The organism is Massilia endophytica (genome assembly GCF_021165955.1).
GTDB lineage: Bacteria > Pseudomonadota > Gammaproteobacteria > Burkholderiales > Burkholderiaceae_D > Rugamonas > Rugamonas endophytica.
Window position 1 is genome coordinate 551027 of the sequence record NZ_CP088952.1, and the last position, 13472, is coordinate 564498.

Sequence of the window (13472 nt, forward strand, 5' to 3'; positions counted from 1 at the left end):
ATACGGGGATTATGGCGAACCTGATCTCCCTGCTGCAAGAATACGGTGTACTGATCGTGTTTGCTGTCGTGCTCGTTGAACAGATGGGGCTGCCTATTCCGGCCTATCCCGTGCTCATCGTGGCAGGCGCCCTCGCCATGGACGGCGGCACCCCGCTGCCCGGCGTGCTGGCTGTGGCCCTGCTGGCCTGCATGATCAGCGACTTCTTCTGGTTCCGCGCGGGCCGCCACTACGGCAAGCGCATCCTCAAGCTCCTCTGCCGCATTTCCCTGTCGCCCGACTACTGCGTGAGCCAGACGGAAGACACCTTCCGCAAATGGGGCCCGAAATCCATGGTCGTGGCCAAGTTCATTCCCGGCTTCAACACCATTGCCCCGCCGCTGGCAGGCGCCATGGGCACCGGCATACCCACCTTCCTCAGCTTCAGCGTGCTGGGCGGCCTGCTGTGGAGCCTGACGGGCATCAGCATCGGCGCCTACTTCCACAGCGACGTGGACCAGGTACTCGAGATCCTGTCTGCCATGGGCAGCACGGCGCTGACGGTGCTGGGCATCCTGCTTGGCCTGTTCATCCTCTTCAAATACATCGAGCGCAAGCGCTTCCAGAAGGCCATGCAGACCGAGCGCATCAGCATCGACGAACTGCGCGCCCTGCTGGACGAAGGGCATGACCCGGTCATGGTGGACGCCCGCAGCGCCACGGCCCAGAGCCTGGAGCCGCCCGTCCCGGGCGCCTTGCTGGTGAATGGCGACCCCTTGAACATCGTGTCGGCCCTGCCGAAGGACCGCCACATCATCGTCTACTGCAGCTGCCCGAACGACGTCACGGCCGCCAGCGTGGCCAAACAGCTGCACGCCCACGGCTACAAGCTGGCCCGCCCCCTGCATGGCGGCCTCGACGCCTGGAACCTCGCCTTCCGCGCCGAGCTCGACCCCGACCTCACCCCCGCCGACGCCCCCCCGCTAACAATTTCTTAAAGGGGACAGACGGGGACGCCGAGTCCCCTTTAAGAAATGTTTCCTAAAAGGGTCTGTCCCCTTTAAGAAACGGTAGTCAGACTACTGTAGGGTTCTTTCATTTTTTGCGTTTGTGTGGCAATTTTGTGGTGGCTGTACTAAAACTACACAGAACTCTTGCGTGGAAGCCAAGAAATCTTTAGGATTAGGCCTCACACATTTTCACGCCGTCCATGAACGCCTATACCGATTCCGCAGTGCAAAGCCCTTCCTCCGCCTACGCCGGCGGGGCGCGTCTTCTTGCGGATGTGGGTGGCACCAATGCTCGGTTTGCGCTGGAAACGGCGCCGGGCCAGATCGGTCACATCCAGGTGCTGGGCTGTGCCAGCTATCCCACCATCGCCGATGCGCTGCGCGCTTATCTGGCCTTGCCGGATGTAGCTGCTGTAGTGGGCGCCCAGGTGCGCCACGGGGCCATCGCCATCGCCAATCCCATCACGGGCGACTTCGTGAAAATGACGAACCATCATTGGGAGTTTTCCATCGAGGCCCTGCGCAAGGAGTGCGGCTTCGATGTGCTGGTGGTGGCGAACGATTTCACCGCGCTGGCGCGCTCGCTGCCTCTCCTGTCCGAGAATCAGAAGCGCAAGGTGGGCGGCGGCGAGCCCGTGTCGGGTACGCCGCTGGGCTTGGTCGGCGCGGGCACGGGGCTGGGCGTTTCCGGCCTTATCCCTTCGGGCGACAGCTGGACGGCCTTGCTCAGCGAGGGCGGCCATGTCAGCTTTGCGCCCAATAACGAGGTGGAAGTCGCCATCCTGCAGTTCGCCTGGCGCGAGTTCGAGCATGTGTCCGCTGAGCGCCTGATTTCCGGCCAGGGCATCGAGCTGGTGTACCGCGCGCTGGCGGACTACCGCAAGCAGCCAGCCGAGGCTCTCAACGCCGCCGAGATCGCCCGCCGCGCGCTGGCCGGCGAGTGCCCGCTGTGCGACGAGGTGGTGGAGACTTTCTGCGCCATGCTGGCCACCGTCGCGGGCAACCTGGGCGTGACCCTGGGCGCGCAGGGCGGCATCTATATCGGCGGCGGCATCGTGCCGCGCCTGGGCGAGCGTTTCGATAAGTCCGGCTTCCGCGCCCGCTTCGAGGCGAAGGGCCGCTTCCGCAATTATCTGGCCGCGATCCCGACCTATGTGATCACGGCCGAGTATCCGGCTTTCGTGGGCGTGTCCGCCATCCTCGCCGAGCGCCTCGCGGGCCACTAAGCGAAAGACGCTTTCACCGCGAATTGCACTTTTCGCGGTTTTATCAGGTACAATGATTCCAGTTGGATGAAACGGCGCCGCTCGTTCCTTGGTGCGCCGATTGGTTTTCGCCCCGAAAACACTTCTCTCCACCTGTGATCCTCGCCCCGGCGCGCAGCGGCCCGGCGCCTTCTTGCAATAGATTTGCAACCACAAGATTGCTATGAGTACTGTTGAGGCGAAAAAAGTCCTCGAAACCGCGCTGCTATGCGCTCGCGAGCCATTGTCGGTCCACAGCCTGAAGAAGCTGTTCGTCGAAGTCGACGACCAGGGCAATCCGCTGGAGGAGGGCCTGTCCTCCGATGCGATCAAGGCCATGCTGGAGGAGTTGCGCCAGGAGTGGCAGGACGAGGGAGTGGAGCTGGTGGGACTGTCCACCGGCTGGCGCTTCCAGAGCAAGCCGGAAATGAAGCTGTACCTGGACCGGCTGAATCCCGAGAAGCCCCAGAAGTATTCGCGGGCCACGCTGGAGACGCTGGCGATCATCGCCTACCGCCAGCCCGTGACCCGGGGCGATATCGAGGAGATCCGCGGCGTTGCCGTGAATTCCCAGACGATCAAGATGCTGGAAGACCGCGGATGGGTCGATGTGGTCGGCCACCGCGATGTGCTGGGACGCCCCGCGCTGCTGGGCACCACGAAGCAGTTCCTGGATGACCTGGGCCTGAACTCCCTGGCCCAGCTGCCGCCGCTGCAGGAAATCAGCGACGGCAAGAGCACGAATTCGATGGAGGCGCTCGAAGCGGCGCTGCAGGAGAATTTTGAAAAGGCAGCCGTGGCTGTCGAGGTTTCCGATGATGTCGCGCCCGACGAGGCGCCGGTGGCAGAGGCCCCGGTGCAGGAAGCGGACGCCGAAGCTGAGTCAACGCAAGATACTAATAATGAACAACACTGATAACACCAACGAGACCGGCGTTCCGGCCGCCGAACCCGCAGCCGCGAAGCCGAAGCGCCGCACCAAGGCCCAGATCGAGGCCGACAAGGCCGCAGCGCTGGCCGCAGGCGAGGAGCCGAAGCCGAAACGCCGCAGCAGCAAGGCCGCCGCCGAAGCCGCGCCTGCCGCTGCCGAAGCTGCCGCTCCCGCAGCCGAGGCGCCCGTGAAGAAGCCGCGCGCCAAATCCGTCAAGGCCGCCGTGCCGGAGGAGACGCCAGCCGCAGCGCCTGCTGCCGCCGAAGCCGCCGCCGCGCCTGCGGAGACTGGCGAAGCCCCGAAAGCCCGTCCGCCGCGCGGCCCGCGCCAGATGCGCGAACAGCGCGCCCTGCGCGAAGCCGAAAAAGCCGCCGCCCAGCCTGCTGTGGAAGCTGCCGCCGAGGCCGTAGCGCCGGCCGCCGCCGAAGGCGCCGAGTCCGCCGCATCCCAGGAGCGCAAGCACGAGCAGCGCCAGGGCAAGCACGGCAAGAAAGGCCGCAACAAGGGCAAGCAGAACGCCCAGCAGAAGCAGGGCCAGAAACAGGGCGGCGCCAAGGTCAGCGACGCCGACGCGGTATTCTCCTACGTGACCTCGGAAGCCTTCGACCGCGACGAGCCCGTGAAGGGCAAGCAGCCGCAGAAGGCCGTGCGCCGCGACCTCACCGCCGAAGACGATGCGCCCAAGCTGCACAAGGTGCTGGCTGAGGCGGGCCTGGGTTCGCGCCGCGATATGGAAGAGCTGATCGTGGCGGGCCGCGTGTCCGTGAACGGCGAGCCGGCCCATATCGGCCAGCGCATCCTGCCCACCGACGCCGTGCGCATCAACGGCAAGCTGATCCAGCGCAAGGTGAGCAAGAAGCCGCCGCGCGTGCTGGTCTACCACAAGCCTGCGGGCGAGATCGTGTCGCACGACGACCCGGATGGCCGTCCTTCCGTCTTCGACCGCCTGCCGACCATGAAAACCGGCAAGTGGCTGGCCGTGGGCCGCCTGGACTTCAACACCGAAGGCCTGCTGCTGTTTACCACCAGCGGCGACCTGGCGAACCGCCTGATGCACCCGCGCTACAACATCGACCGCGAATACGCCGTGCGTACCCTGGGCGAGCTGGAAGAGGGCATGCGCCAGAAGCTGCTGGCGGGCGTGGAGCTGGAAGACGGCATGGCGCAGTTCTCCAAGATCGCCGACGGCGGCGGCGAAGGCGTCAACAAGTGGTATCGCGTGGTGATCGGCGAAGGCCGCAACCGCGAGGTGCGCCGCATGTTCGAGTCCGTGGGCCTGACCGTGTCGCGCCTGATCCGTACCCGTTACGGCGCCATGACCCTGCCAAGCAACCTGAAGCGTGGTCGCTGGGAAGAGATGGAAGAAAATTCGGTGCGCGACCTGATGGCGGCGGTGGGCGTCGAGAAGAAGCAGCCCGGCGGCGACAGCGCCAGGAATGGCAATGGCAAGAAGCCGGGCCAGGGCCAGGGCCAGGGCCAGAACCGCGAGCGCGGCGAGCAGAATTTCAACCGCATGGACGTGAGCAACAAGAACGCCGATCCTTTCCCGCAGGCGCCGCGCCGCGGCGGCCAGGGCCAGGGCAGCTACTTTGGCGGCGGCTCCGGCCGCCCGGGGGGCCGTCCCCAGGGCGGCGGCTTCGGCGGTGGCCGTGCCGCTTTCGGCGAACAGGGCGGCCGTCCCGGCGGCCAGCCGGGCAAGGCCAAGGGCCCGCGCCAGCCGGATCCGCTGCAGACCACCTTCGGCTTCGGCGGCGCCGGCCAGCCCCGCCGCAACCGGGGCGGGGCCATGGACCACGGCATGCCGCGCCGCCGCAAGGGCTGATGTTGATAGTGTTGCAATGCCGCCGCGCGGCCTGTTCCGCGATCTGTGCGGCATTGCAGCGAAGTCAATAAGACGCTATAATAAGCAGCCTAGTAAAAAGTAGTTCTTTGCAGTAGTTGTTGCTGAGAGTGCTTTCATCTGGCTGCAGTGACAAAAAGATGGGCAGATGCCCATTTTTTTTTTGGTGAACCGTTTTTGGAGATTTTCTTTGCAACTGCCGGAACTCATTGAGACCACCGTCGCGGGTCTGGGCTACGAACTGGTCGATTTCGAAAGGGCCGAGCGTGGACTGCTGCGCGTGTATATCGATTTCACGGCAGAGGATGCGGAAGAAAAGGGCCCCATCACGGTGGAAGACTGCGCCAAGGTCAGCCATCAGCTCTCGCACGTGCTCACGGTGGAGAACGTGCCCTATGAGCGGCTCGAAATTTCCTCGCCCGGCCTGGACCGGCCGCTGCGCAAGCTCTCCGACTTCGAGCGCTTCGCGGGCAGCGAGGCGATCGTGAAGCTGCGCATGGCGGTGCCGGGCACCGGCAACCGCAAGTCCTACCAGGGCATCCTGCAGGAGCCCGAGGGCGAGCAGCTGGGTATTGAATTTGAAGGTAACGAAGGTCCTGCGGTGCTGAATTTCACGCTCGCGGATTTGGATAAGGCACGCTTGGTGCCACAGGTGGATTTTAGGAGCCGCAAAGCATGAGTCGCGAAGTTTTGTTATTGGTGGATGCGCTGGCGCGCGAGAAGAACGTCGACAAGGACGTGGTATTCGGCGCACTGGAATTCGCATTGGCGCAAGCCACGAAGAAGCGCTATGAAGGCGAAGTGGATATCCGCGTCTCGATCGACCGCGAAAGCGGCGAGTTCGAGTCCTTCCGCCGCTGGCACGTGGTTCCTGACGAAGCGGGCCTGCAGCTGCCTGACCAGGAAGTGCTGCTGTTCGAGGCCAAGGAACAGATCCCCGATATCGAAGTCGACGAATACATCGAAGAGCCGATCGAGTCCGTGGAATTCGGCCGCCGCTTCGCGCAGGACACCAAGCAGGTGGTGCTGCAGCGCGTGCGCGACGCCGAGCGAGAGCAGATCCTGGCCGACTTCCTGGAGCGCGGCGACGCCCTCGTGACCGGCACCATCAAGCGCATGGAGCGCGGCGATGCCATCGTGGAATCGGGCAAGATCGAAGCGCGCCTGCCGCGCGACCAGATGATCCCGAAGGAGAACCTGCGTATCGGCGACCGCGTGCGCGCCTACATCCTGCGCGTGGACCGCAATATGCGCGGCCCGCAGGTCATCCTGTCGCGCACCGCGCCCGAATTCATCATGAAGCTCTTCGAGCTGGAAGTGCCGGAGATCGAACAGGGCATGCTGGAGATCAAATCCGCCGCCCGCGACGCCGGTGTGCGCGCCAAGATCGCCGTGTACACTGCGGACAAGCGCATCGACCCGATCGGCACCTGCGTCGGCATGCGCGGTTCGCGCGTGCAGGCCGTGACCGGTGAACTGGGCGGCGAGCGCGTGGACATCGTGCTGTGGTCCGACGATCCGGCCCAGTTCGTGATCGGCGCCCTGGCCCCGGCCAACGTGTCCTCGATCATGGTGGACGAAGAGAAGCACGCCATGGACGTGGTGGTGGACGAAGAGAACCTGGCGATCGCCATCGGCCGCTCCGGCCAGAACGTGCGCCTGGCCTCCGAGCTGACCGGCTGGAAGATCAATATCATGACCGCCGAGGAGTCCGCCGACAAGGTGGCTCAGGAAACGGCCGCTACCCGCGCCCTGTTCATGGAAAAGCTGGATGTGGACCAGGAAGTGGCCGACATCCTGGTGGAAGAAGGCTTCTCCAGCCTGGAAGAAATCGCCTACGTGCCGATTTCCGAGATGCTGGAAATCGAAGCATTCGACGAAGACACCGTCAACGAACTGCGTACCCGCGCCCGCGACGCCCTGGTGACCGAAGCCATTGCTTCGGAAGAGGGCCTGGAAGGCATGGAAGAAGCGCTGGTTGGCCTGGAAGGCATGGACCGCGTCACCGCGGGCAAGCTTGGCCTGGCCGGCATCAAGACGCTGGAGCAGTTTGCGGGTCTGGCCTACGACGAATTCGGCGCCATCCTGGCCCTGTCGACCGACCGCGCACGAGAACTGATTAAATCTGAGTTTGAAGATGTGACCGATGATGAAATGAAGCTGGTCGATGCGAAGTACGACGACCGCGCCAAGGCCCTGCAAGGCAAGGCCTGGGCGGCAGCCGAATCCGCAAAGGCCTGAGTAGCACCCATATCATCTACGCGACACATAGAAAAGAGGACTGAATGGCGAGTAACAACGTAGCCCAATTTGCCACCGAACTGAAGATGCCTGCAGATCTGCTGCTGACGCAGCTGCGTTCTGCTGGCGTCGAAAAAAGTTCGGCGTCAGATCCATTGTCGAAAGATGATAAGGACAAGCTGCTGGAACACCTGCGCCGCACCCACGGCGCGGGCGAACAAACCGAAAAGAAGAAAATCACGCTGACCCGCAAGGAAACCACCGAGATCAAGCAGGCCGACGCCACCGGCAAGTCGCGCACGATCCAGGTGGAGGTCCGCAAGAAGCGCACCTTCGTGCAGCGCGATGACCTGACCACGACCGCCGCCGCCGCGGCCTCCGCACCGGCCGCGCCGGTGATCGACGCCGCCGAACGCGCGCGCCGCGAGGAAGAGGCGCGCCGCCAGGCCGAGCTGATCGCCCGCCAGGAAGCGGAACTGAAGGAAAAGCAGGAGCGCCTGGCCAAGCTGGACGCCGAGAAGGAAGCCCAGGCCAAGGCCACCGCCGCGGCCGAAGCGGAAGCGAAGAAGCTGGCCGAAGCCGAAGCGAAGAAAGCCGCTGCCGAGAAGGCCGCTGCGGAGAAGGCCGGCGCCGATGCCGCCGCCACCGCCGCCGCCGACAAGAAGCGCCAGGCCGATGCCGAGGAAGCGAAGAAGAAGGCCGAAGCCGCTGCCAAGGAAGCGGCCGAACGCGCCGAGGCGACCGAGCGCGCACGCAAGGCCGTGGCCGACGAAGTGGCCCAGATCAAGGCCATGATGAACGCGCCGCGCCGCGTGGTGAAGGCGCCGGAACCGGCGCCCGCCGCGGCCAAGCCGAAGACTGCCGAAGGCACGCTGCACAAGCCTGCGGACAAGAAGCCCGCAGCCGGTGCAACGGCCGAGAAGAAGGACGACGCCAAGAAGGGCGACAAGAAGTCGATCAAGTCGGCCAATGTCTCCTCGACCTGGTCGGACGACGCCAAGAAGCGCGGCGCGCCCGGCGGCGGCCTGAAGGGCCGCGGCAATGCCGCAGCGCCGACCGGCCGCGACGGCTGGCGCAGCGGCGGCAAGGGCCGCCGCAACTCGCACCACGAGGAGCGCGAATCGAACTTCCAGGCGCCGACCGAAGCCATCGTCAAGGAAGTGCACGTGCCGGAGACCATCACGGTCGCCGAGCTGGCGCACAAGATGTCCGTCAAGGCCTCCGAGGTGATCAAGCAGCTGATGAAGCTGGGCCAGATGTGCACCATCAACCAGGTGCTGGACCAGGAAACGGCGATGATCGTGGTGGAAGAGATGGGCCACAAGGCCTTCGCCGCCGCCGTGGACGATCCCGAAGCGCTGCTGGCCGACCAGGGCGAGCACGCCCACTTCGAGTCCTCGCCGCGCGCGCCGGTGGTGACCGTCATGGGCCACGTCGACCACGGCAAGACCTCGCTGCTGGACTACATCCGCCGCGCCAAGGTGGCCTCGGGTGAAGCGGGCGGCATTACGCAGCACATCGGCGCCTACCACGTCGATACGCCGCGCGGCATGATCACCTTCCTCGATACGCCGGGTCACGAGGCCTTCACGGCCATGCGTGCACGCGGCGCCAAGGCGACCGACATCGTGATCCTGGTGGTGGCTGCCGACGACGGCGTGATGCCGCAGACGAAGGAAGCGATCGCCCACGCGAAAGCCGCGGGCGTGCCGCTGGTGGTGGCGATCAACAAGATCGACAAGCCGGGCGGCAACCTCGAACGCGTGACGCAGGAACTGATCGCCGAAGGCGTGGTGCCGGAAGAATACGGCGGCGATTCGCCGTTCGTGCCGGTGTCCGCGAAGACCGGCCAGGGCATCGACTCCCTGCTGGAGAACGTGCTGCTGCAGGCCGAAGTGCTGGAACTGAAAGCCCCCGTGGAAGCGCCCGCGCGCGGCCTGGTGGTGGAAGCGCGCCTGGACAAGGGCCGCGGTCCCGTGGCCACGATCCTGGTGCAATCGGGCACCCTGAAGCGCGGCGACGTCGTGCTGGCCGGCTCCTCCTATGGCCGCGTGCGCGCCATGCTGGACGAGAACGGCAAGGCGATCAACGAGGCCGGTCCTTCCATTCCGGTGGAGATCCAGGGCCTGACCGAAGTGCCGGCCGCCGGCGAAGAAGCCATGGTGATGGCGGACGAGCGCAAGGCGCGCGAGATCGGCCTGTTCCGTCAAGGTAAGTTCCGCGACGTGAAGCTGGCCAAGCAGCAGGCCGCAAAGCTGGAGAACATGTTCGACCAGATGGCCGAAGGCGAAGTGAAGAACCTGCCGCTGATCGTCAAGACCGACGTGCAGGGTTCGCAGGAAGCGCTGGTGGGCTCCCTGCAGAAGCTCTCGACCTCCGAAGTGCGCGTGCAGATCGTGCACGCCGCGGTGGGCGGCATCTCGGAATCGGACGTCAACCTGGCAGTTGCGTCGAAGGCCGTCATCATCGGCTTCAACGCCCGTGCCGATGCGCAGGCGCGCAAGCTGGCCGAGGCCAACGGTGTGGATATCCGCTACTACAACATCATCTACGACGCGATCGAAGAGGTGAAGGCGGCGATGTCGGGCATGCTGGCGCCGGAGAAGCGCGAGCACGTCACCGGCCAGGTGGAAATCCGCCAGGTCATCCTGGTGTCCAAGGTCGGCGCGATTGCGGGCTGCCTGGTCACGGACGGCGTGGTCAAGCGCTCCTCGTCCGTACGCCTGCTGCGCAACAACATCGTGGTGTGGACCGGCGAGATCGACTCGCTCAAGCGCTTCAAGGACGACGCGAAAGAAGTGCGCGCCGGCCTGGAATGCGGCCTGTCGCTCAAGGGCTACAACGACATCGAAGTCGGCGATACGCTGGAAGTCTTCGAAGTGCAGGAAATCGCCCGTACGCTGTAAGGCGTCTGGCAGCACACACGTGGCGGGCGCCGCCCGTCCTGCGCAAGAGCGTGGGGCAGGGCGGCGCCCGCCAGTATTTTTACCGGTAATACATCATGGCCAAACATAGCAAATCCATCCCGGCGCGCGGCCTGCGCGTGGCCGACCAGATCCAGAAAGACCTGTCCGAGCTGATCGCCTTCGAACTGAAGGACCCGCGCGTGGGCATGATCACGCTGGCCGAAGTCCAGCTCACGCCGGACTACGCGCACGCCAAGATCTACTTCACGATGCTGAAGGACGATCCCGAGTCCGTGAAGAACACGCTGGCGGGGCTCAACGCCGCGGCGGGCTACCTGCGCAACCAGCTGGGCAAGCGCCTGCACATCCATACCCTGCCGCAGCTGCACTTCGTGCACGATACCTCGGCGGCGCGCGGCATGGCCATATCGGCCCTGATCGACCAGGCCAACGCCTCCCGCGCGGCCGACGCCGACGAGCAGGAATGACGCAGGCGAAGGTCAAGCGCGTCCGCGACCTCGTGGACGGCGTGCTGCTGCTCGACAAGCCGGTAGGCCTGTCGTCGAACGATGCCCTGATCAAGGCCAAGCGGGTCTTCAACGCGAAGAAGGCGGGCCATACCGGCACCCTCGATCCCTTTGCGACGGGCCTGCTGCCCCTGTGCTTCGGCGAAGCCACCAAGTTCTCGCAGGACCTGCTGGAGGCGGACAAGACCTACCTCACGACCGTGCATCTCGGCGTGCGCACGGACACGGGCGACACCGAAGGCCAGGTGCTGGAAACGCGCGAGGTGAACGTCACCGAGGCGCAGATCGCGGAGGTGCTGGCGCGCTTCCGCGGCCCCATTGCCCAGGTGCCGCCGATGTACTCGGCCCTGAAGCGCGACGGCAAGCCCCTGTACGAATACGCGCGCGAAGGCATCGTGCTCGAACGCGAGGCGCGGCAGGTGGTGATCCACAAGCTGGAGCTGGTCTCCTACGAGGCGCCCTACCTGAAGCTGGAAGTCAGCTGCAGCAAGGGCACCTATATCCGCGTGCTGGGCGAAGACATCGGCGCGGCGCTGGGCTGCGGCGCCCACCTGAACGCCCTGCGGCGCATCCAGGTCGGCGCGCTGAAGGCCGAGCACATGGTCACGCTGGAAGAGCTGACTGCGCATGCGGCGCCATTGACCCTGCTGTCGCCGGTGGACGCATTGCTGTCCAGTTTCCCCGCTGTCGAGCTGACGCCCGAGCTGGCGAAGCGCTTCCTGCAAGGCCAGCGCCTGCCGCTGGGCAAGGAGCCCGCCGTCACGGTGCCCGGGCACAAGGGCCGCGTGCGCGTCTACAGCGACGGCCGCCTGCTCGGCACAGCCCAGCTGCAGGACTTCTCCATTCTCGCACCCGAACGCCTTATCGCCGCCCAGTAGCTGGTTGCGTGCGGTGCAGCATGCTATACTAGTGGGTTCAGTGCACCCGCACTCGCAGTTTTTCTGTCAATACATCCATCATGTCTAATACTAAACGCGCAATTCGTAATATCGCCATCATCGCTCACGTTGACCATGGCAAGACCACCCTCGTGGACCAGCTGCTGCGCCAGTCGGGCACCTTCCGCGAAAACCAGCAGGTCGATACCCGCGTCATGGACTCGAACGATCTCGAAAAAGAGCGCGGCATTACGATTCTGTCGAAGAATTGCGCAGTCGAGTACGAGGGCACGCACATCAACATCGTCGACACCCCCGGCCACGCCGACTTCGGCGGCGAGGTGGAGCGCGTGCTGTCCATGGTGGACTCGGTGCTGCTGCTGGTCGACGCCCAGGAAGGCCCGATGCCGCAGACCCGCTTCGTGACCCGCAAGGCGCTGGCCCTGGGCCTGAAGCCTATCGTCGTGGTGAACAAGATCGACCGTCCGGGCGCGCGCGCCGACTGGGCCATCAACCAGACCTTCGAACTGTTCGACAAGCTGGGCGCCACCGATGAACAGCTGGACTTCCCCATCGTCTACGCCTCGGGCCTGAACGGCTACGCCGGCATGACCGAAGACGTGCGCGGCGGCGACATGAAGCCGCTGTTCGAAGCCATCCTGAAGTACGTGCCGGTGCGCGACGACAATCCGGACGGCCCGCTGCAGATGCAGATCACTTCCCTCGACTACTCCTCCTACGTGGGCAAGATCGGCATCGGCCGCGTGTCCCGCGGCCGCATCAAGGCCGGCCAGGACGTGGTGGTGGTGGACGGCCCCGGCGCAACCCCGATCAAAGGCCGCGTCAACCAGGTGCTGAACTTCAAGGGCCTGGAGCGCGTGCTGGTGGACGAAGCCGTCGCCGGCGACATCATCCTGATCAACGGTATCGAGGAAATCGGCATCGGCTCCACCGTCTGCGCCGTGGACACTCCTGACCCGCTGCCGATGCTGACCGTCGACGAGCCCACCCTGACCATGAACTTCATGGTCAACACCTCGCCGCTGGCTGGCCGCGAAGGCAAGTTCGTGACCTCGCGCCAGCTGCGCGACCGCCTGGACAAGGAACTGAAATCGAACGTGGCGCTGCGCGTTGCGCCGACCGACGACGACACGATCTTCGAAGTGTCCGGCCGCGGCGAACTGCACCTGACCATCCTGCTGGAGAACATGCGCCGCGAAGGCTTTGAGCTGGCCGTGTCGCGTCCGCGCGTGGTGTTCAAGATGGTGGACGGCGTGCGCCACGAGCCCTACGAGATGCTGAGCGTCGACGTGGAAGAGGCGAACCAGGGCGGCGTGATGGAAGAACTGGGCCGCCGCCGTGGCGACCTGCAGAACATGGAATCGGACGGCAAGGGCCGCGTGCGCCTCGAGTACCGCATTCCTGCCCGTGGCCTGATCGGCTTCCAGGGCGACTTCATGACCCTGACCCGCGGCACCGGCCTGATGAGCCACGTGTTCGACGCCTACGCTCCGGTCGATACCAGCAAGGGCGAACTGGCGGGCCGCCGCAATGGCGTGCTGATCTCGCAGGACGACGGCGCCGCCGTCGCCTACGCCCTGTGGAAACTGCAGGACCGCGGCCGCATGTTCGTGTCGCACAACGACCCTGTGTACGAAGGCATGATCATCGGTATCCACTCGCGCGACAACGACCTGGTGGTGAACCCGATCAAGGGCAAGCAGCTGACCAACGTGCGCGCCTCGGGCACCGACGAAGCCGTGCGCCTGGTGCCGCCGATCCAGCTGTCGCTGGAATACGCCGTGGAGTTCATCGAGGACGACGAGCTGGTGGAAATCACGCCGAAGTCGATCCGCCTGCGCAAGCGCTTCCTGAAGGAGCATGAGCGCAAGAAGGCCTCGCGCGAAGGCGCGTAA

General features: G+C 65.1%; 10 protein-coding genes. All 10 read left to right on the top strand.

Annotated features, from left to right (window positions below; all coding sequences use genetic code 11):
- The first annotated feature begins 11 nt into the window (after nt 1-11).
- The 10 genes from LSQ66_RS02525 (at nt 12) to typA (ending at nt 13472) form a co-directional block, all read left to right on the top strand.
- Entirely contained in the window at nt 12-977 is a 966-nt protein-coding gene (locus LSQ66_RS02525) for a VTT domain-containing protein (protein WP_231768247.1), read from the top strand.
- Nucleotides 978-1189: 212 nt separating this feature from the next.
- Entirely contained in the window at nt 1190-2215 is a 1026-nt protein-coding gene (locus LSQ66_RS02530; RefSeq protein WP_231768248.1) for a glucokinase, read from the top strand.
- 202 nt (nt 2216-2417) lie between these two features.
- The gene (gene scpB / locus LSQ66_RS02535) at nt 2418-3149 is read left to right on the top strand and encodes an SMC-Scp complex subunit ScpB (RefSeq protein WP_231768249.1); all 732 of its coding nucleotides are present in this window, start codon (nt 2418-2420) and stop codon (nt 3147-3149) included.
- Nucleotides 3136-4986 carry a 23S rRNA pseudouridine(2605) synthase RluB gene (gene rluB, locus LSQ66_RS02540; protein WP_231768250.1) on the top strand — a complete coding sequence of 617 codons (1851 nt, stop codon included), beginning with the start codon at nt 3136-3138 and terminating at the stop codon, nt 4984-4986. The genes scpB and rluB overlap by 14 nt, the downstream gene beginning before the upstream one ends.
- A gap of 208 nt (nt 4987-5194) precedes the next feature.
- A complete protein-coding gene (rimP, locus tag LSQ66_RS02545) occupies nt 5195-5683 on the top strand; it encodes a ribosome maturation factor RimP (RefSeq protein WP_231768251.1) in 489 nt (162 codons plus the stop codon).
- On the top strand, nt 5680-7245 hold the full coding sequence (nusA, locus tag LSQ66_RS02550) for a transcription termination factor NusA (RefSeq protein WP_231768252.1): 1566 nt from the start codon (nt 5680-5682) through the stop codon (nt 7243-7245). The genes rimP and nusA overlap by 4 nt, the downstream gene beginning before the upstream one ends.
- A gap of 44 nt (nt 7246-7289) precedes the next feature.
- Complete coding sequence (infB, locus tag LSQ66_RS02555) at nt 7290-10151, top strand: translation initiation factor IF-2 (RefSeq protein WP_231768253.1); 2862 nt, start codon at nt 7290-7292, stop codon at nt 10149-10151.
- A gap of 95 nt (nt 10152-10246) precedes the next feature.
- The gene (gene rbfA / locus LSQ66_RS02560) at nt 10247-10639 is read left to right on the top strand and encodes a 30S ribosome-binding factor RbfA (RefSeq protein ID WP_231768254.1); all 393 of its coding nucleotides are present in this window, start codon (nt 10247-10249) and stop codon (nt 10637-10639) included.
- Complete coding sequence (gene truB / locus LSQ66_RS02565) at nt 10636-11556, top strand: tRNA pseudouridine(55) synthase TruB (RefSeq protein WP_231768255.1); 921 nt, start codon at nt 10636-10638, stop codon at nt 11554-11556. Before rbfA ends, truB begins: the two co-directional genes overlap by 4 nt.
- An 80-nt stretch (nt 11557-11636) precedes the next feature.
- On the top strand, nt 11637-13472 hold the full coding sequence (gene typA / locus LSQ66_RS02570; protein ID WP_231768256.1) for a translational GTPase TypA: 1836 nt from the start codon (nt 11637-11639) through the stop codon (nt 13470-13472).